Here is an 18,500-nt window from a genome sequence, read left to right on the forward strand (position 1 = left end):
GGGGGTGGGAAAGGGTGGGGCCAGGAGATAGCATAGGGCATTTTTCCATTCCTTAGCGGAGTAGCGCCTCGGGCGGAATTTTGGTTAGCAACTGGAGCAGAGCATCCCGCTTGGCGGGGTCACGTAAATCGGAGAGCATATCGGTCCCTATTTCATCGGCCAGATGTTCCAAAAGCCCCGGAGTATTGGGCCGCATAGGGCACCTCACCTCTTCCTTATGAAAAAAGTTCTGGTATTAGTTGATTACTCTACTATAATGTCTAAAAAATATAATGTCAAGTTTATAAATAAACTACAAAACGATTCTTATTTCTCTTGGGTTAAGGATATGATACCCCTGATAGGAAATGAGAGGAGGCACACAGATGCAGGTGGATTATGGCACCATAGGAGGCCGGGTCGCCAAGCGGAGAAAGGAGCTGCGTCTGACCCAATCCCAGGTGGCGGAACGGTGTGAGATCAGCGATCAATATCTTTCCAACATCGAGCGGGCAGTGTCCATCCCCTCCACAGAAGTGGTGATGCGCCTGGCCATGGCGCTGGATACCACCCCAGATGAATTTTTGGTAGGTGCGGTCCGCTCCTCCGACGAGAGCTGGAAGAGTGTGGCGGAGGGGCTGCGGGGCCTGAATGACAAGCAGCTGGAGCTGGTGCATCGCTTTATTACTTGGGTGGCCGAGCAGACGATCGGATAGTGCCCCACTCCATGCTATGAGGCAGGCAGGAAGATTGCTCCTGAGGCCTGGCCGTTGACAGGGCGGAGCGGGATAGCTATACTGGTCAGGACGAACAAGGAGGGGACGGGATGACCAAAAAAGAGCTGCTGGACCGCTGTGCCCGCAGCGGGGAGGAACGGGTGCTGTTGGCCCGGGTATTGGACAAGCTGGAGCAGGCCCAGAGCCGGGGCATTCCCGCCCATACGCCCTTTCTTTCCGCGGGAGAAGGGGCGGCGGTGACCGGCCTGCTGGCGGCCTGGGGCCATCCCCGCCACTGCTTTTGGGGCGGGTACCCGGAGGCGGAGCGGCGGATCTGCGCCTTTCTGCCCGACTGGCAGGAGGAAGAGGACCTGATGAACGACCCGGAGGGGCCGTTGGCGGCGGTGGAGGCTGTGTTTCCAGCCAGCGCATCTCTGGGCCACCGGGACATCCTTGGCTCCCTGATGGGTCTGGGACTGACCCGAGAGAAGCTGGGGGACATTCTGTTGCCCCAGGAGGGGCGGTGCCAGGTGGTGGCACTGCGTTCGGCGGTACCCATTCTGCTGTCCCAGTGGGGGCAGGCGGGGCGCTGGGAGCTGTCGGTGAAGGAGCTGCCCCTGTCCCAGCTGGAGGTCCGGCCCGCCCAGGTGAAGACCATCCGGGACACCGTGGCCACCCCGCGGCTGGACGCGGTGCTGGCGGCGGGCTTTTCTCTGTCCCGGTCCAAAGCGGCTGGTTATATCTCTGCGGGGAAGGTGGCCCTCAACCACCTGGAGTGCCTGAAGGGGGACAAGCTGGTGGAGGAGGGCGACGTCCTTACCTGCCGGGGCCTGGGGAAATGCGTGGTAAAGGAGGTCCCTGGCCAGTCCAAAAAGGGCCGGACCATGCTGGTGTTGGAGCGGTATATTTAAGTAGAAGTACAAAAAGAAAGGGGGCAGACCCTGTGCTGGAATACGATTTTGTCTCCCTGGACACCGACTGGGGAACAGGCTACAGCCTATTTGGCGGGGTGCGCATTGACACCAATGGCCACCGGGAGGTCATCGCCCAGCGGGCGGCAGAGGGGTGGCGGTATGTGGGCTGGCTGCCTACCACCCAGCGGGCCACTGGCCAAATCGACCGGATCGACTTGATTTTTGAGCGGGAGGTTAAGAGAGGATGACCCAGGAAAAAATTGACCGCATCAATGCCCTGGCCAAGAAGGCCAAGAGCCCGGAGGGGCTGACTGCGGAGGAGACGGCGGAGCGGGACGCCCTGCGCCGGGAGTACATTGAGGCCTATAAGCGCAGCCTCACCGCCCAGCTGGACAACACCTACATCCAGTACCCCGACGGAACCCGGCGAAAGCTCAAGCAGCGGTAAGGGCTTCCGGTTGACAACCAACCTTCTTTCTGGGATAATAACAAGGATTAGGCGACAAGTTCAATATCCGCCCACCACATAAGGAGGACGACATGGCACATATTAAATTTTCCACCGATTCCGCCTCAGATATCCCTGTTTCTCTACGGGAGGAACTGGGGATTCAGGTGCTGCCCTTCCCCATTGCCATGGGGGATCGGGAGCTGGCTGACGGAGTGGATTTTACTCCTCAGGAGTTTTACGACATGCTGCTGGCTGCTCCCCAGATTCCCACCCACGCCCAGCTCAACCCCTATCTGTTTTCCCAGTGCTTTGAACAGGCGTGGAAGGAGGGGTATACCGATCTGATCCACACCTCCATCAACTCCAAGGGGTCAGCGACCTATCAAAACGCCATCCAGGCCCGGGAGGAGTTTTATGAGGATCATCCCCAGGCCAAAGAGAGCTTCCATATCCACATCATTGACTCCCGTAACTACACCATGAGCTACGGCTGGGCTGTGGTGGAGGGTGCCAAGATGGCTGCCGCCGGCGCCCAGGCCCAGGAGATTGTAGACTATATCCAGGACTGGATGGACCATGTGCGGGTGGTGTTTGCCCCGCTGGACCTGCGCTTTGCAAAAAAGTCGGGTCGGGTATCCGCCGCAGCGGCCTTTGTGGGGGAGGCGCTGGGCCTGAAGCCCATTATGACCTTTGAGAACGGGGACTCCAAAATCCTTGCCAAGGTGCGGGGGGAGAAAAACGTGCTGTCCACCCTGGTGGATTTGTGCCGGAAGGAGCGACAGCCGGGCAGTCCCTATCTGTTGATTCGGGCGGGAAACGCCGAACAGGCGGATAAGCTGGAGGAGGCCTGCTGCCAGGCGCTGGGGGAGAAGCCCGCAGCGGAATGTTACATCGGAGGGGTCATTGCCATCAATGCCGGCCCCAACCTGGTGGGGCTGATTTACCGGTCCTGACAAAAGAAGAAAACCGCCGTCCTGGAAAAAACAGGACGGCGGTTTTAATTTTAACAGAATATTTACCTATTTTGTGCTATCCTAGTCTACAATAACAAAAAACCAAGGAAGGCGGAACACATGATGCTCCCTGAACAACTTACCTGGAAGGAACGGGGCTGGCTGTGGCTGCGGCTGGGGATCCGACTGGTGCTGTTTCTTCTGGCAGCCTGGATTTTGGTCCGGTTTGGCCCCCCGCTGTTGTCGCTGTTTGCCCCCTTTTTGGCGGCATTGATCGCTGCTGCCCTTCTCAACCCTATGGTCAAATGGCTACAGCGCCGAGTGGGATGGTCCCGGCAGGGCATTACCCTGCTGTTGCTGGTACTGCTGTTGCTGCTGCTGGGCGGTGCTCTGGCTTGGCTGGTTCGGGCTGTCGCACTGGAGTTGGTGAGCCTGGTCAACAACTGGGATGCCCTGGTCCAGGCGGGAATGGAACTGATGGAGCAGCTGGATGGGATGTTCCGACAGCTAGTGGATAGGCTGCCCATCTCCATTGCGGCGCCCAACCAGGGACTGCTGGATTGGCTGGTGGGCCTGCTGCCTACCGCCGCGCCCGATTTGAGTATTCTGACCAGCTATGCCGGGGACAAGGTGGTCTCCATCTCCTCCTTCCTGCTGGGCGTACTCTTTTTTGTCATGGCCACCTATTTTCTCACCGCCGATTACCCCTACCTGCGCACCCGGGCCATCCAGAACCTGGATGAGAGTGTGCTCTCCTTCCTGGGGCAGCTGCGGTCCACCGCCCTGGGGGCCTTTGGAGGTTATTTGAAGGCGGAGCTGCTGTTGTCCGTGGGGGTATTTTTTATCCTGTTGGTGGGTTTCTTTGTGGTCCACCAGCCCTATGGTTTGCTGCTGGCCCTGGTGCTTTCCATTATGGACTTCATCCCCATCATTGGAGCGGGAACGGTCATGGTCCCCTGGGCGGTGATCGCCCTGTTTACCCGGGACTACTCCACCGCCATCGAAATGATGGTGATCTGGGGCATTATCGCCATGTTCCGCCGGGTGATGGAGCCAAAATTCGTGGGAGACCAGACGGGATTGTCCCCCATTTTGTCTCTGGTGAGCATCTATGTGGGAATGCGGCTGGCCGGAGTGCTGGGAATGATTCTAGGTCCCATTGTGCTGCTGGTGCTGCTGAATCTGGCGGGAATGGGGCTGTTCCGCGGCGTCCGTATGGATGTGATGGCGGCAGTGGGAGACCTGGCATCCATTCTCTCCCAGCGGCTGGGGCCTAAAAACCATGGTCAAAAATAGTTTCGGGAATGTTTAAAATTAAGACCCGATTTCTTCATGCTTTTTTCATAATTTCGCGTTATCATATCGTCAGTTCAAGGGAACAAGAACAAAAGAACGTGTTTGAAGGGAGCATGGACCATCATGGATGACTTCAATTTTTATAACAGTGAGAATGACGGATACCGGGGCGGTTTCGGAGATTACACCGATCCCATCCCTACCACCGGCGGCCCTGTCCAGCCGGATAAGAAGCCGAAAGGCCATAGAAACGGCAAACGCATTGCCGCGCTGCTGCTGGCCTGTGTGATCGTGGGCGGCGGCGCCGGTGTAGGAGGCGCAGCCCTCTATGCCCGGGCGACCCAGCCTGAGACCGTGATCTACGAGGGGGAGCGCCCCCAGGTGGATACCATGGTCAATTCCAACAGCGGCCAGCCCATGACGGCTGAGCAGCTCTATGCGGCCAATCTGGCCTCCTGCGTGGGCATCACGGTGAACACCGAGGTGAACATTTTCGGCCAGGTCACGACCTCTGCTGCCAGTGGTTCCGGTTTTGTCCTCACCTCGGATGGCTACATCGTCACCAATTACCACGTGATCGAGGACGCGGCGAAGGACTCCTCCGTCACCATTGACGTCTCCTTCGCCAACGGCGACAAGTATACCGCCAAGCTGGTGGGCGGGGAGCCGGAAAATGACGTAGCCGTCATCAAGATCGACGCCACCGGCCTGCAGCCCGTTACGCTGGGCGACAGCGACCAGCTGGTGGTGGGCGAGACCGTCTACACCATCGGCAACCCCCTGGGCGAGCTGACCTATTCTCTGACTGACGGCCTCATTTCCGCTCTGGACCGGCTGATCACCACCTCCAGCACCAATGAGAATGGCCAGACCGAGACGGTGACCCTGAACGTGCTGCAAACCAACTGCGCCATCAACCCGGGCAACTCCGGCGGCCCCCTCTTTGACAGCTACGGCAACGTGGTGGGCATCGTCTCCGCCAAGTATACCCAGTCCTCCTCCGGCGTGTCCGCCGAGGGCCTGGGCTTCGCCCTCCCCATCAACGACGTGAAGAACATCATCTCCGATCTCATTGAGCACGGCTACGTCACCGGCAAGCCCTATATGGGCGTTCAGGTGAAGAGCGTCTCCGACGAGGCCCAGAGCTACGGCATCTCCGCCGGGGCCGTGGTGTCCTATGTGGCGGAGGGCTCCTGCGCCCAGAAGGCGGGGCTGCAGATCAACGATATCATCACCGCCATTGACGATACCGCCATCGACTCCTCCACCGCTCTCACCGCGGCCTTGTCCAGAGACTACAAGGCCGGGGACACCGCCACCCTCACCGTGATCCGGCAGCAGGAGGAGATAAAGCTGACCATTACCTTTGACGAGAAGAACGAGCAGACCGAAGCGGCCAACCAGCCCCAGCAGGAGTCCAACCAGCAACAGCAGTCCGGCCAGGGCAACAGCGGCTATTACTACCAGTGGCCCTTCGGCAGCTTCTTCTGGTAATTTGAGTTTACACCAACCTTTTTCTCTCTTCTTTTCTCATTTGGTCCCTCCGACCACACAAGCGGGACCGGTCCGTTCCGGACCGGTCCCATTCCTTTTTGCGGGGCGGGAAGGGGATGGACAAACGGGAAGAAATGGGTATAATATAACATGGAGTAATATGGAAGAGGGCCAAAGCCCTCTTGAGATTCGGGGCCGCGTCGGGGAAAACGGCGTTCCAGACATCATCTGTGTCGATTGTGGGGCCTTGGATCACAGGGACGCAGAGAGAAAGAAGGAACGAACATGGAAATTAACGGACAGACGGTAAATGACCAGGCCCGCTATGACCAGCTGGGGCTCTCCCCCCAGGTGATGCGGGCCATTGAGAAAAAGGGCTATGTCCAGGCCACCCCCATTCAGACCGGGGCCATCCCCTATTTTATGGACTGGCAGGATGTCATTGCCAAGGCGCCCACCGGCACCGGGAAGACCTTTGCCTTTGGCATCCCCATGGTGGAGCATGTGGACCCGGAGGTAGGGGAGATCCAGGGACTGGTGCTGGCCCCCACCCGGGAGCTGGCCATCCAGATTCAGGATGAGCTGCGGGACCTGTGCGCCTTCAAGGAAGGGGTGCGGGTGGTGTGCCTGTATGGGGGACAGCCCATCGACAAGCAAATCACCCAGCTGAAAAAGAATCCCCAGATCGTGGTGGCCACTCCCGGCCGTCTGATGGACCATATGAAGCGGCGCACCGTCCGCCTGGACAAGGTGCAGACGGTGGTGCTGGACGAGGCAGACCGCATGCTGGACATGGGCTTTGTCCAGGATGTGACCCACATTCTGGATAAAATGCCCCACCGGCGGAATCTGGGTATGTTTTCCGCCACCATCTCCCGGGAGGTGCTGGACATCTCCTGGGTGTACCAGCGCACTCCGGTGGAGATCACCGTCCATGCCGACCAGGAGAACCGGCCGGACATCGCCCAGTACCGCCTGGACGTGGACCGGGGCGAGAAGGCGGACACGGTGGCCCGGCTGCTGGACATGGGGGGCTATGAGCGGGTGATCGCCTTCTGCAACACCAAGAACATGACCGACCGCCTGGTGGGCCTGCTGCAAATGCGGGGCATCTCCTGCCAGGCCATCCACGGGGATATCCAGCAGTCGGTGCGGGAGAAGACCCTACAGAAATTCCGGGATGGAAAGATGCGGGTGTTGGTGGCCACCGACGTGGCCGCCCGGGGCCTGGATATCGACGATGTGGACGCGGTATTCAACTACGACGTCCCCGACGAAAATGAGTATTATATCCACCGCATCGGCCGAACCGGAAGAGCCAAGCGCCACGGCGTGGCCTTCTCTCTGGTGTCCTCCGTGACAGAGAGCGTGCGGCTGGATGAGATTATCAAGCTCACCGGCAGCCAGATTCGGTCTGTCCACTTCAATGAGAAGGGGGACCTGGTGGCCGCGGTGGAGCGGAAGTAAGGACCGGAGTCCTTTCAGGGAATTTTAATCTTCTTTCCATGGATTTTTGGCGGGAAGAAGCGTATGCTGAACATAGAGAGCAGTTCTCCTTCCCGCCAGGGATGTTCTGAAACAGGAGGGACTATATATGGGAAAAAAGAGACTGTACCGGACCGAGGGCCCCTATAAGATGCTGTGCGGCGTGTGCGGCGGGCTGGCAGAGTATTTTGATGTGGACCCCACCTTGGTGCGGGTAGGCTGGGTCATTGCCAGCTTCGTCACCTTCTCGGTGGGATTTTGGGCCTATGTAGCCTGTGCCATCATCATGCCCACCAAGAGTACCATTTATCCGGACTATTAAGCAGCAGGCCCCCGCGGGAAGCGGGGGCCGCTTGTCATATGGGCGTTTTGGCCCAACGGGAAAGGAAGTGGAGTAACATGGAGACCATCCGCGTCTCAACCCCCGAGGATATTTCCGCCCAGCGGGAATTGTGGTCGCTGTGCTTTGGGGATGACGGAGCCTATGTGGATAACTTTTACCGTACCTATTACCGCCCGGACCGGGTACTGGTGCTGGAGGAGGGGGGCCAGGTGCGGGCCATGACCGCCTGGTTTGACACCCGATTTGTGATCCCCGGCCAAGCCAGTGTCCCCACCGCCTATCTGTATGCGGTGGCCACCCACCCTCGGTGCCAGGGACGGGGACTGGCGGGGGCTCTGCTGGCCTGGGCGGATCAGCACCTGGGCGAATTGGGCATGGAGGCGGTATCCACCGTGCCGGCCCAGCCCAGCCTCCACCGATTTTTCGCCCGAAACGGGTTCCAGGAGTGCTTTACCCACAGCCAGCGCACGGTTGTACCCAGAGAGGATGGGCCGGGGGCCGGAGGGCTGTCCCTGGTGCCCCTCTCCCCCCGGCAGTACGCTGCCCTTCGGGAGGAGCGGCTGAAGGGGAGGGCCCATATTACCCTGGACGAGGAGGCTCTGGCCTATCAGGCGGGAGCCAGCGCCCTGTGTCCGGGCGGAGGGCTGTATGCCCTGACCACCCCCTGTGGTCCTGCCGCGGTATGTACGGAGGGAATGGAGAACGGACAGCTACTGGTGAAAGAGTTTCTGGCCCCGCCGGGGGTGGAGGAACAGGGGGAGCAGGCCCTGTTTCCCCTGTTGCCCCGGTGGTCCGGAATCCTCCGCTGTCCGGGGGATGCAGTCCTTTTTGGGATGGTGAAATGGCTCTCCCCCAAGGGACAGGCCGGTTGGGACGGGAGCCAAACCGCCTATCTGGGCCTGGCCTTTGACTGATTTCTTGCGTTGTATACAAAAACAGCCGTTTTCTTTTGTGAGAACGGCTGTTTTTTGTTTTTGACAGGGGAAAAATAGAGGCGATTTTTTCCACCACAACTATTTGATTGTGGCAGCCCCCACAAAAATTCTGATTTACTCTTTCAGTTTTTGTGGTATGCTATACATATAAAGCGACACAGCCGGATGATTCCGGAAAAAACGGCACTACCCCCAGAAAATGAAGGCAATCCGTCAAAACGTGTTCCAATAATCCATACAACAGGAGGAAAAACGTCATGAACAAGTACATCGAGAGAGTCTTGGCTGAGACCAAGGCGAAGAACGCCAACGAGCCCGAGTTCCTGCAGACTGTGGAGGAGGTTCTGTCCTCTCTGGAACCTGTCATCAATGCCCATCCCGAGTACGAGGCGGCTTGCCTGCTGGAGCGTATGGTGGAGCCTGAGCGCACCATCGAGTTCCGTGTGACCTGGGAAGATGACAACCACGTCTGGCATGTCAACCGTGGCTACCGCGTGCAGTACAACGCGGCCTTGGGCCCCTACAAGGGCGGCATCCGCTTCGACCCCTCCGTCAACCTGTCCATCATCAAGTTCCTGGGCTTCGAGCAGGTCTTTAAGGACGCCATGACCGGCCTGCCCATCGGCGGTGCCAAGGGCGGTTCCGACTTCGATCCTCGCGGCAAGAGCGACGCTGAGGTCATGCGTTTCTGCCAGGCCTTTATCAGCGAGCTGTACCGCCACATCGGCCAGGACATCGACTGCCCCGCCGGCGACCTGGGCTGCGGTGGCCGTGAGATCGGCTATATGTATGGTCAGTATCGCCGTCTGGTGGGCGCTGCTGAGTTTGGCGCTCTGTCCGGCAAGGCCGTGTGCACCGGCGGTTCCATCCTGCGTCCCGAGGCTACCGGCTACGGCGCTGTCTACTATCTGGTAGAGGCCCTGAAGCACGACGGCGAGGACATCAAGGGCAAGCGCATCGCCATGTCCGGCTACGGCAACGTGGGCTGGGGCATCATGAAGAAGGCCGCTGAGCTGGGCGCCAAGGTCACCTACTTTGCCGGCCCCGACGGCTACATCCACGATCCCGATGGCGTGAACACCGAGGAGAAGCTCAACTACATCCTGGAGATGCGCGCCAAGGATCCGATGCACTGCCAGCCCTACGCCGAGAAGTTCGGCTGCGAGTTCGTGCCCGGTCAGAAGTGCTGGGGCGTCAAGGACGTGGACATCTACATGCCCGCCGCTACCCAGAACGACGTCAACTTGGATTGGGCCAAGAAGATTGCCGAGTCCGGCGTGAAGTACTACATCGAAGTGGCCAACATGCCCACCACCAACGAGGCTCTGGAGTTCCTGAAGAAGCAGCCCAACATGGTGGTTGCCCCCTCCAAGGCTGTCAACGCCGGCGGCGTGTCCGTGTCCGAGCTGGAGATGGCCCAGAACGCCGAGCGCCTGTACTGGACCGCTGAGGAAGTGGATGCCAAGCTGAAGGGCATCATGAAGAACATCTATCACTCCTCCGTGGAAGTGGCCGAGCGCTATGGTCTGGGCTACGATCTGGTGGCTGGTGCCAACATCGTGGGCTTCCAGAAGGTGGCCGACGCCATGATGGCTCAGGGCATTTTCTAAGCCGAAACCGAACCTGAAAGGATATCGATAAAAAAGGAGCCCCGCAGATGCGGGGCTCCTTTTTTGTGCCTATAAGCCGTATTTCGTTCGCATCCGCTCCAGCTGTTCCAGCAGAGGGGGGCCGCCTGCCCAAAGGAAAAAGGCGGTTCCAGCCCCGTGGACCAGGTCCATGGGGAAACCCAGAGTCCAGGAGGCGACGATCATGGAGAGGGTGGGGTGGGGCTGAAACATCAATAGGGAGGCGGGGTTGAGCAGTCCCCCGTAGAGGAGAATGACGGAGAGGAAGCCATATAGGGCCAGGGAGAAGCGGCTGCGTCCCACCCAGCGGCTCAGCCAGCCGGCCAGCAGGCCCACCAGGCCCATGGCGGCCATCTGCCACGGGGTCCACGCTCCCTGAACATAGAAAAAGTTGGAGAGCAACATGGACAAGGCTCCCACCAAGAATCCCGCCTGCCCGCCAAAGGCCACCCCCGCCACAATGGCGATGGCAGCCCCCGGCTTGAACTGGGGCAGCATGAAAAAGGCGGCGCGTCCCGCTGCCGCCAGAGCGGCCAGGGCGGACAGGAGCACCAGCATCCTGGCCTGTGGACGGGAGCCCTCCAGGGACAAAAACACAGGAGCCAGGGCCTCCAAAAGAACCAGAAGGGAGATAAAGTAATACTTCCGGTCCTGGAGGAGGTATACCCCTGCCAGGAGGGTAAGGGGGATCAGGACCAGCAGGCACACCCCAGTGAGCAGGAGTGTAGAGCGGCGGGGCCTGCCTGGAGAGCGGGGAAGGCGCTGGAGGGGGAGACGGCCCAGGCCCAGCAGCCACAGGCCGCCGGCGGCCGTGAGTAGCCACAGCAGGGAGGACAGCCAGCTCCCCCCTGCCAAACCGGCCAGCCAAGGCACGCCCTGCCAGGCCAGCAGCCCGGCAGCCAGACACAGCCCAATGAGAAGCAGCCCCAGCCACCGGGGCGGGGAGGAGGTAGAAGAAGCGGCGGGTTCCCGTTCCGGGTGCCGGGAGACGGAGGGCTGAACATAGGAGAATGGGGTAAGCTGAGGCTCCCGGCCGCAGCAGCAGCCAATCAACTCCTGAGAGGTGATGGCCTGAGGGATCAGGTCCCGGGCCATGCGGCTGGCGGCGGTGGTGTAAAACCGGTTTTGGGAGAAGAAGGAGTGGGGTTCCCCCTGGGCGGTGAGAATGCCGCCGAACAGGAGGGCACAGTGGGTGGCGTGGCTGGCACAAAACTCAATGTCATGGCTGACCAGGACCACCGTGATGCCCCGGGCGCTGAGCGCTTCCAACAAAGCGGCAAATTCCTCCTGGAAGGGCAAGTCCATGCCCTTGGTAGGCTCGTCCAGGAGAAGGACCTGGGGCTGGGCCAGCAGCACCTTGGCCAAGGCGGCCCGCTGCTGCTCCCCTCCGGACAGATCGTAGGGGTGGCGGCCCAGCAGCCCCTCCAGATGGCACAGGGTGATGACCTCCTTCAGACGGTCAGGAGGGGGGGCGGCAAGGGATAGCTCCTCCTCCACAGACCGGGCGGAGAAGAGGGCCTTTGGGTTTTGAGGCAGTACCGCCAGTCCGCCCTGGTAAAGCTCCTCCTTCCCCCATTGGGATAGGGGACGGCCCAGGAGGGAGACGGACCCCCGCAGGGGGCGGTTCCCACCACCGAGTAGGGAGAGAAGGGTGCTTTTGCCCGCCCCGTTTCCACCCAAAATGGCAAAGCGGCTGCCCCTGGGGATGGACACCGACAGCCCCTTGAGAACGTCCTCTCCCTCCTTCTGATACCGGAACCAGAGCTCCCGGGCCTCCAGGGCGGCAGGAGCGGGGGGAGGAGAGGAGACCAGGGGCAGAGGGGAGAGCGGATGACGCTGGGCAAAGGAGCCCAGCCACTGCCGGCCCTCGCTCACCGTCACCGGGCAGTCCCCCTGTTCCCCCACCGACATCCACACCCGCATGGGGGTGGGCATAGCCTGGACCATGGGATGCTCTTGCTGGCGCAGAAAGCGGCCCAGCTCCTGGGGGGAGCCTAAAAAGCGCAGCTGGCCGTCCTCTAAAAAAAGGCAGCGGTGGGAGAGGGGGAGGGCCTGCTCCAGCCGGTGCTCCGAGAGCACGATGGTGGTGCCCAGCTCCCGGTTAATTCGGCTCAGACAATCCAAAAAGGTCTGGGCCGCAATGGGGTCCAGCTGACTGGTGGGCTCATCCAGCAGCAGCACCTGGGGGTCCATGGCCATGATGGCGGCCAGATTCAGCAGCTGCTTCTGTCCCCCCGACAGGGAGGCGGTGTCCCGGTCAAACCAGTCCTCCAGACCAAAGAAGCTGGCCATCTCCGCCACCCGGGCCCGGATGACCTCCCGGGGCAGCCCCAGGCTCTCCAGGCCGAAGGCCAGCTCATGCCAGACCTTGTCCGTGACGATCTGATCCTCCGGAGATTGGAGGACAAATCCAATTTGGCTGGCCTGCTGGGCGGGGGAGAGCTGCTCCAGGGGCTGGCCCAGAAAGAGAATGTGTCCCCGGCGGCTGCCGTGGGGGGTGAGGGCGGGCTTGAGCTGGCGCAGCAAGGTGGTCTTTCCGCAGCCTGAGGCCCCCAGAAGGGTGAGCCACTCTCCGGGATGAATGTCCAGCTGGATGGAGGACAGGGCGGGCTGGTCCTGACCGGGGTAGGAGAAGGTCAGTCCTTGCAGTTGATACAGTTCCAAGTCCGTTCCTCCTTCCAGGCCAAAATCAGGGGCAGAGCGCACAGAACCGCCCAGTCCAGCCAGGCGGTCAGAAACCACAGGTCCAGGGGGATCCACTTCACCGTGGGGTAGTAGCGCCAGGAGAGGCTGCCCCGCAGGAGCATGAGAAATAAATAGCTTCCCTGGGCGGCCAGCAGGACCAGCAGCTGGCGGTCCCGGCGGTCCAGGGTGTAATTGGTGTAGGCGGTCCGTCCGGGCAGACCGTACCCCCGGCTCTCCATAGAGTCGGCGGTGGTCAAGGCCTCCTCCAGGGACCAGGAGGTGAGAATGGACAGCAGGCGCACCCCCTGCCTGGCCCGCCCCAGAATCCCGTGGCCGCTTAGCCCCACCTGTCGCTGGGCCAGCCGGGCCTGAGACAGCCGGGCGGAAAAGCGGGGCAGGGCACGCAGGGACATGGAGAGCAGCAGGGATAAAACGGGAAAGGATTTGCCCAGCAAGCACATCCATTTGTCCGCGGTGAGCACCCGGCAGGCGCAGCGCAGCAGGGCCGTGGCGGCCAGCAGCATCAGACCGGCTCCCAGTCCAAAGAGAATGGATTCCAGGGTGAGAGGGTTGCCGTTGGGGAAGTAGGCCAGCACGGTGGCCCCCGCGTGGGTGAAGAGGGGGTTGCAGAGGGCGGCGGTGAGAAAGAGAATCAGCAGCACGCCCACTCCCCACCGGGTACCCAGACGGAAGCCCCAGAACAGGGCGCAGACCAGGGCGGTGAGCAGAAGCAGGGGGTGAAAGGAGGTGACGGTGACCGCTAGCACCAGGGCAAACCAGAGGGCGTTGACCGCCGGGTGACAGGAGGAAAAGGCGTCTCTCATTGGGCCGCCCCCACATCCTGGCCCAGATCGCAGGTGTAGAGCCACTCCACCCGGTCCCCGTCCGACAGGACGTATTGGGAGCTGGAGTAGCCGGGCGAGGAGCCGTTGACCCGGTAGAGCCATCCGGACTGCTGTCCGCAGTCAAATTCATAGAGGTTGTCGATGCCCTCCACGTAGCTGGAGTTGTAGCCCGGGGTGAAGGAGGCCTCCATGTGGATGCCCTCTTGCCGGGTCAGACGCTGGAGGAGGTCAAAGACAGTCTCCCCCTCCTGGAAGGAGGCCTGAGTCTCAGCCAGGATCACCCCGTCAGCGGGGATGAGCTCCGCTTTGTCCGGGTCCAACCAGTCCATGTGCTCCAAAACCGGGTCACAGCGGATGGAAATGGTGCAGGTGAGAGAGACGGGCTCTGGGTCCGTCTCCTGGGGGACGGAGCTGTCCCCGGAGGAGAGAGAGGCGGAGGGGGAGGAGGACGAAGCGGGAGGCGTGTCTGCCTTGGGGTCCTCCGGGGCCTGGGGGGCGGAGGCAGAGGCGTCGGTCTCCGGAGAGGACTGAGAAGGGGACTGGTCAGGTGCAGGGAAATCCAGAGAAGAGGTGTCCGGCTGGGTGGAGGCACTTTCCAGGTCAGCCAGCGAGGAACCCGATGAGCAAGGGCCCGAGGAGGCGGCCGACTGGGAGGGAGAGGAAATCTGCCAGCCCTGCAAACCGGGGGCGTTTCCGCCATACCAGAAGGCGGCGGCCAGCACTACCACCACAGCGGCCAGGGTTAGGATCTTTTTCTTTGGAGTCATACCATCACCTCACCGGTTAGGGCTGGCCCAAGCCCAGCACACAGCGGGGGATGAGGGCCAGGGCGGAGGGGAGGAGAAGGGCCAGGGCGTCCATGGAGGGGAGGGAGGAGGCGGGTTCCCCGCCGCCCATGGAGTAAAGAGGGGATTGACCGGCCTCCCACCGGGTCAGGGACACCAGGGCGCACAGGGCCTGTTCGGTGGCCATTCCGTCCACAGAACCGTCCGAAAGATGGCGGAAGCCGCCGTTTGGCAGCCGATAGGAGAAGAATCCCTCCTGCAGGCGGTCGCTGGGCTGGCGCTGCAAGGTACAAAGGGTGATGATCGCCTGGGCGTAGCTCTCCAGCGTGGTAAAGGAGCCCTGCTCCAGCATGGCGTCCAGGTCGGCCAGCCCCCGGTCAATGGCCTCGCCGGCCTGGGAGGAGTAGGGGGCCAGAGCCTGAAGAGCCTGGGCAGTAATGTCCGGGTCGGAGCGCTCTCCGGCCAGGGCCCAGCCGCCGTCGGGGAGTTGGGCGGCCATCAGATAGGCCAAATACTGCTCCCGCACCCCTTCCGAAACGGCATAGTTTCCGCTGTCCAGGGCGATCAGGGCGTAGATGGCCCCGTTGACCCCCTGGCGGACAGTGGCTTCCACATCCTCCAAAGGGGCTAAAAGGTCATACCCCGCCACGGTTCGGGGGTCTTTCCCCAGGGCGGTGAGGGCCAAAACCACCCGGGCGTACTCGGTGTATTTCCGGGTGGACAGCACCCCTTGCTGCTGGACGGTAAAGGAGGTCAGGTTGGTGTAGTAGGTGTCATACCAGCTCTGGGGCACCTCCAGACCGCTGCGGGCCAGACCGATGACCGCCCATTCCCCGCCCACCGAGGCCACCTGGGGGTCGGTGACGGTGGTTTGGACATACTGGGCCGTCTGATCCAGGGCCTGCTTGGGCTCCAGGGCCCAGGCGGGGAGAACGGTGGAGGCGGCCAAAAGAAGAAAAGCAAGGAACATGGACATAGAACGCTTCATGGAAAACTCCTTTCTGGGGAAGACAGACGGCCGCGGCAGCTCAGGCTGCCGCGGCCGTTTCCCGCGTGACCAAAGACCCCGTCCGGAAGGAGGGGCTGTGTAGCTCCAAGCAGGTCTTCTGACTTGCGGGGCGGGCCAAGAAAAGCCCGGACAGGTCCTGCCTTCTCAGGTTTCCCCAATGACCGGCTTTCACCGAAAGGGCCTATCCATCCCCCGCTTACAGCGGCGGTACCGTCCGGGAATCCCACCCGGTTTCCTATTCTCTCCCCGGGGCTGCGGGCCAGGGGGAGCACTTGGAGCAATCATTCAATTGTAGTTCAAATATTACGGGAAAACCCCGGCCTTGTCAACCATATCCTGTTGCCCCATTCCCTCTCTTTACAAGGAGAATGGGCCCGATTATAATGGATTTTGTCGAATCATAAGCCCCAAACCATTCCAAACCAGAGAGGGTGGTACCATGCATTCCTTTTTGCGCTGGAAGCTGCTGATTGGTTTGAGCCTTGCCGTCTGTCTGACTGGCTGCGGCGCTGGGCAGCCCGAGACCTCCTCCTCCCAGGAAGTACGGGAAGAGGACCAATCCACGGCCCCAGTGGTAGAGGTCATAGAGCCCCAGGAGGAGACGGGGCCTAAGCTCACCCAGAATGACATCAATGAGGCCCTGGCCCAGGTCTTGGAGGGATACTCCGCCGTAGGGGTGTCGGTAGCTGCCATTGAGCACGGCCAGCCCAGCGCATCGGGCGCCTGGGGCTGGGCGGAGAAGGGCCAGCGGGAGATGACGGCGGATACCAAGGTCCGCATCGCCTCCATCAGCAAGGTGGTGGTGGGACTGTGCGCCCTGGCCATGGAGGAGGACGGCCTGGTGGACCTGGACGCCCCGCTGAGTACCTATTGGGGAGAGGGCGTGCGCAATCCCTACAGCAGCGGCCAGCCCTCTGCCCGGACTCTGATGACCCACACCTCCTCCCTGAAAGACCTGGAGATCAGCCGGGGGCTGTCCAAGCTGACCGGAATGCTGAGCCAGTCCTCTGCCTGGCGGGACATGGAGCCGGGAAACGGGGGATACTGGTATTACAGTAACTTTGGCTTTTGCGTGCTGGGCACCACCCTGGAACTGGCTTCCAACCAGCTGCTGGACAGCTATGCCCAAGGGCGTTTTTTTGAGCCGCTGGGAATGGAAGCCTCCTTCTGCTCCGGAAATTTCCCGGAGGAGGAACTGGCTACCCTATATACGCCCCAGGGAGTGGGGCGCAGCGCCGCCTCCTGTGCCGCCCAGCCGGTGCCGGATGAGATCGGAAAAGGAGCCTCCTTCTACCCTGGCGGGCTGACCATCAGTGCCCGGGACATGGCCAAGCTGGTGGGTGTCCTGGCAGGCGACGGGACCTGTGAGGGGCGGCAGTACCTCAAACCGGAGACGGTGGCGGACATGGAGACCCCCCGCTTCTCCGTAGACCCGGAGGAGGGGACCCCCTTTGACCAGTGCCTGGTGCTGCGCCGGCAGGAAAATCTGTTGGGACAGTCCCAGCTGTACTACCATACTGGAAGCTCCTACGGGGTCTATTCCCTGATGAGCTACAATCCCGATACGGGCAACGGTGTGGTGGTCATCACCACCGGAAGCCCCCGCCAGACCGACGAATACGGCCTGTATGCCCTGTGCGCGGAGCTGTCGGAAGATCTATATGAGAGAATGGAGAATGCAGTTTGAGAGCTTATCTGGCCTTGTTGTTGTCCCTGGTCCTGGTCCTCACAGGCTGTTCCCCCGCCGCTCCGGTGGAGGAGCAGGAACAATCCTCCCAGCCCCCGGCCCAGTCCCAGCCGGAGCAGGAGCCGGAACCGGAGCCCGAGCCGGTGGTGTCCCATCTCATGGTGGCCGGGGATGTGATGAGCCACATGCCCATCACCAAGGACGCCTATGTGGCCCAGACGGGGGAGTATGACTACAGCCACATGCTCCAGTTTGCCGCCCAGCAGCTGGAGGGGGCGGACTATGCCGTGGCCAACCTGGAGACGGTGCTGGCCGGGGGCCCCAACTACTCCGGTTTTCCCGCCTTCAACTCCCCCGACGCCCTGGCCCGGGACGTGAAGGCGGCGGGCTTTGACCTGTTGTCCACCGCCAACAACCACAGCCGGGACCAGGGGCTGGACGGCATCTACCGCACCCTGGACGTGCTGGACCAGGTGGGGCTGGCCCATGTGGGGACCCAGCGCTCCCAGGAGGAGCTGGAGGAGAACCGGGGAATCCATGTGGCCGATGTGGGGGGCATCTCGGTGGCCTTTTTGTCCTACACATACGGCCTGAATGGTTTCCGTCTGGACTCGGACAAGATGTTTGCCGTCAACCTATTTAACCTGGACTACTACACCACCCTGGCAAACCCCGACTACGACCGGCTCCGGTCCGACCTGGAGGCGGCCCGGGAGCTGGACACCGACCTGATCGCCGTGATGATCCACTGGGGGGTGGAGTATCGAAACGCCCCCAACGCCCACCAGACCGATCTGGCCCAGTTCCTGGTGGAGCAGGGGGCGGACCTGGTGCTGGGCGGACACCCCCATGTGCTGCAGCCCTATGAGACCATCACCGTCACCGGCTGGGACGGGGCGGAGCGGGAGGGCTTTGTGTGTTACTCCCTGGGCAACTTCATCTCCAACCAGTACGACCCGGCCCCTGCCACCATGACCACTGCCGTGCTGGACCTGGAATTGACCCGGGACCCGGTCACCGGAGAGACTGCCGTCACCCAGGTGGGCTACCAGCCCTACTATATGCTCCACCGGGACAGCGCCCCGGTGGGGGAGAAGCGGTATCTGGTGAACATCCACCAGGCCATGGCGGAGTATGAGGCGGGGGAGAGCACCCTGGTGGACGCCGCCTCTTACCGGGAGCTGGAGGAGGCCCTGGAGCACTGCCACGCTATTTTGGGGCCAGAGGGGGACTTGGGAGGGGAAGATACCCTGTCCCAGGCCGCCTGAGGCAGAAAATGGGGCCTTTCCCCTTGC

At 61.5% G+C, this 18,500-nt stretch carries 18 protein-coding genes and 1 riboswitch; of the genes, 13 read left to right on the forward strand and 5 right to left on the reverse strand.

Features of this window, described 5'->3' with window-relative positions:
• Nucleotides 1–52: 52 nt before the first annotated feature.
• Nucleotides 53–196: a hypothetical protein gene (locus tag B5E43_RS15150; RefSeq protein WP_158099043.1), complete on the reverse strand. Its 144-nt coding sequence runs from the start codon at nt 194–196 to the stop codon at nt 53–55.
• A gap of 169 nt (nt 197–365) precedes the next feature.
• On the opposite strand from B5E43_RS15150, the gene B5E43_RS11470 reads away from it, so the two are divergent.
• The 11 genes from B5E43_RS11470 (at nt 366) to gdhA (ending at nt 10,176) form a co-directional block, all read left to right on the forward strand.
• Entirely contained in the window at nt 366–695 is a 330-nt protein-coding gene (locus B5E43_RS11470) for a helix-turn-helix transcriptional regulator (protein ID WP_087396839.1), read from the forward strand.
• Nucleotides 696–805: 110 nt separating this feature from the next.
• Nucleotides 806–1,606 (forward strand): YlmH/Sll1252 family protein, encoded by an 801-nt coding sequence (locus B5E43_RS11475; RefSeq protein ID WP_087396841.1) that lies wholly within the window; start codon nt 806–808, stop codon nt 1,604–1,606.
• A gap of 32 nt (nt 1,607–1,638) precedes the next feature.
• Entirely contained in the window at nt 1,639–1,857 is a 219-nt protein-coding gene (locus B5E43_RS11480) for a DUF4177 domain-containing protein (RefSeq protein WP_158099044.1), read from the forward strand.
• Nucleotides 1,854–2,057, forward strand: coding sequence for a DUF896 domain-containing protein (locus B5E43_RS11485; protein WP_087396845.1), 204 nt, complete (start codon nt 1,854–1,856; stop codon nt 2,055–2,057). Before B5E43_RS11480 ends, B5E43_RS11485 begins: the two co-directional genes overlap by 4 nt.
• Nucleotides 2,058–2,149: 92 nt before the next feature.
• Nucleotides 2,150–3,013: a DegV family protein gene (locus tag B5E43_RS11490; RefSeq protein ID WP_087396847.1), complete on the forward strand. Its 864-nt coding sequence runs from the start codon at nt 2,150–2,152 to the stop codon at nt 3,011–3,013.
• Between the two features lie 120 nt (nt 3,014–3,133).
• Nucleotides 3,134–4,309, forward strand: a complete 1,176-nt coding sequence (gene ytvI / locus B5E43_RS11495) for a sporulation integral membrane protein YtvI (protein ID WP_087396849.1) — start codon at nt 3,134–3,136, stop codon at nt 4,307–4,309.
• Between the two features lie 123 nt (nt 4,310–4,432).
• Nucleotides 4,433–5,803 (forward strand): trypsin-like peptidase domain-containing protein, encoded by a 1,371-nt coding sequence (locus tag B5E43_RS11500; protein WP_087396851.1) that lies wholly within the window; start codon nt 4,433–4,435, stop codon nt 5,801–5,803.
• A 285-nt stretch (nt 5,804–6,088) separates the two neighbouring features.
• Complete coding sequence (locus B5E43_RS11505; protein ID WP_087396853.1) at nt 6,089–7,270, forward strand: DEAD/DEAH box helicase; 1,182 nt, start codon at nt 6,089–6,091, stop codon at nt 7,268–7,270.
• A gap of 127 nt (nt 7,271–7,397) precedes the next feature.
• Nucleotides 7,398–7,610: a PspC domain-containing protein gene (locus B5E43_RS11510; RefSeq protein ID WP_087396855.1), complete on the forward strand. Its 213-nt coding sequence runs from the start codon at nt 7,398–7,400 to the stop codon at nt 7,608–7,610.
• 77 nt (nt 7,611–7,687) lie between these two features.
• Nucleotides 7,688–8,545, forward strand: a complete 858-nt coding sequence (locus B5E43_RS11515) for a GNAT family N-acetyltransferase (RefSeq protein ID WP_158099045.1) — start codon at nt 7,688–7,690, stop codon at nt 8,543–8,545.
• Between the two features lie 278 nt (nt 8,546–8,823).
• On the forward strand, nt 8,824–10,176 hold the full coding sequence (gene gdhA, locus B5E43_RS11520) for an NADP-specific glutamate dehydrogenase (RefSeq protein ID WP_087396859.1): 1,353 nt from the start codon (nt 8,824–8,826) through the stop codon (nt 10,174–10,176).
• A gap of 69 nt (nt 10,177–10,245) precedes the next feature.
• Here the strand turns inward: gdhA and B5E43_RS11525 are convergent, their stop codons facing one another.
• From B5E43_RS11525 to B5E43_RS11540, 4 genes are read right to left on the reverse strand one after another with little or no spacing between them, the layout of a single operon-like run.
• Nucleotides 10,246–12,858 carry an ATP-binding cassette domain-containing protein gene (locus B5E43_RS11525; protein WP_087396861.1) on the reverse strand — a complete coding sequence of 871 codons (2,613 nt, stop codon included), beginning with the start codon at nt 12,856–12,858 and terminating at the stop codon, nt 10,246–10,248.
• Nucleotides 12,831–13,703 (reverse strand): energy-coupling factor transporter transmembrane component T, encoded by an 873-nt coding sequence (locus tag B5E43_RS11530; protein ID WP_087396863.1) that lies wholly within the window; start codon nt 13,701–13,703, stop codon nt 12,831–12,833. Before B5E43_RS11530 ends, B5E43_RS11525 begins: the two co-directional genes overlap by 28 nt.
• Nucleotides 13,700–14,491, reverse strand: coding sequence for a DUF4430 domain-containing protein (locus tag B5E43_RS11535; protein WP_087396865.1), 792 nt, complete (start codon nt 14,489–14,491; stop codon nt 13,700–13,702). The genes B5E43_RS11530 and B5E43_RS11535 overlap by 4 nt, the downstream gene beginning before the upstream one ends.
• Before the next feature lie 16 nt (nt 14,492–14,507).
• Nucleotides 14,508–15,497, reverse strand: a complete 990-nt coding sequence (locus B5E43_RS11540) for a hypothetical protein (protein WP_087396867.1) — start codon at nt 15,495–15,497, stop codon at nt 14,508–14,510.
• 90 nt (nt 15,498–15,587) lie between these two features.
• Nucleotides 15,588–15,809, reverse strand: a riboswitch (cobalamin riboswitch).
• 148 nt (nt 15,810–15,957) lie between these two features.
• Between B5E43_RS11540 and B5E43_RS11545 the strand changes: the two genes are divergently transcribed.
• Together B5E43_RS11545 and B5E43_RS11550 are read left to right on the forward strand one after the other, a co-directional pair.
• Nucleotides 15,958–17,205 carry a serine hydrolase domain-containing protein gene (locus tag B5E43_RS11545; RefSeq protein WP_087396869.1) on the forward strand — a complete coding sequence of 416 codons (1,248 nt, stop codon included), beginning with the start codon at nt 15,958–15,960 and terminating at the stop codon, nt 17,203–17,205.
• Nucleotides 17,202–18,473 carry a CapA family protein gene (locus B5E43_RS11550; protein WP_087396871.1) on the forward strand — a complete coding sequence of 424 codons (1,272 nt, stop codon included), beginning with the start codon at nt 17,202–17,204 and terminating at the stop codon, nt 18,471–18,473. The genes B5E43_RS11545 and B5E43_RS11550 overlap by 4 nt, the downstream gene beginning before the upstream one ends.
• Nucleotides 18,474–18,500 lie beyond the last annotated feature (27 nt).

Source organism: Flavonifractor sp. An100 (assembly GCF_002161175.1).
Lineage (GTDB): Bacteria > Bacillota > Clostridia > Oscillospirales > Oscillospiraceae > Lawsonibacter.

Bases quoted from the DNA above. Each gene is read 5' to 3' on its own strand.
- B5E43_RS11490 (WP_087396847.1), top strand. From the start codon at position 2,150: ATGGCACATATTAAATTTTCCACCGATTCCGCCTCAGATATCCCTGTT.
- B5E43_RS11540 (WP_087396867.1), bottom strand. From the start codon at position 15,497: ATGAAGCGTTCTATGTCCATGTTCCTTGCTTTTCTTCTTTTGGCCGCC.
- B5E43_RS11545 (WP_087396869.1), top strand. From the start codon at position 15,958: ATGCATTCCTTTTTGCGCTGGAAGCTGCTGATTGGTTTGAGCCTTGCC.
- B5E43_RS11530 (WP_087396863.1), bottom strand. From the start codon at position 13,703: ATGAGAGACGCCTTTTCCTCCTGTCACCCGGCGGTCAACGCCCTCTGG.
- ytvI (WP_087396849.1), top strand. From the start codon at position 3,134: ATGATGCTCCCTGAACAACTTACCTGGAAGGAACGGGGCTGGCTGTGG.
- B5E43_RS11470 (WP_087396839.1), top strand. From the start codon at position 366: ATGCAGGTGGATTATGGCACCATAGGAGGCCGGGTCGCCAAGCGGAGA.
- B5E43_RS11500 (WP_087396851.1), top strand. From the start codon at position 4,433: ATGGATGACTTCAATTTTTATAACAGTGAGAATGACGGATACCGGGGC.
- B5E43_RS15150 (WP_158099043.1), bottom strand. From the start codon at position 196: ATGCGGCCCAATACTCCGGGGCTTTTGGAACATCTGGCCGATGAAATA.
- B5E43_RS11515 (WP_158099045.1), top strand. From the start codon at position 7,688: ATGGAGACCATCCGCGTCTCAACCCCCGAGGATATTTCCGCCCAGCGG.
- B5E43_RS11485 (WP_087396845.1), top strand. From the start codon at position 1,854: ATGACCCAGGAAAAAATTGACCGCATCAATGCCCTGGCCAAGAAGGCC.
- B5E43_RS11505 (WP_087396853.1), top strand. From the start codon at position 6,089: ATGGAAATTAACGGACAGACGGTAAATGACCAGGCCCGCTATGACCAG.
- B5E43_RS11475 (WP_087396841.1), top strand. From the start codon at position 806: ATGACCAAAAAAGAGCTGCTGGACCGCTGTGCCCGCAGCGGGGAGGAA.
- B5E43_RS11510 (WP_087396855.1), top strand. From the start codon at position 7,398: ATGGGAAAAAAGAGACTGTACCGGACCGAGGGCCCCTATAAGATGCTG.
- B5E43_RS11535 (WP_087396865.1), bottom strand. From the start codon at position 14,491: ATGACTCCAAAGAAAAAGATCCTAACCCTGGCCGCTGTGGTGGTAGTG.
- gdhA (WP_087396859.1), top strand. From the start codon at position 8,824: ATGAACAAGTACATCGAGAGAGTCTTGGCTGAGACCAAGGCGAAGAAC.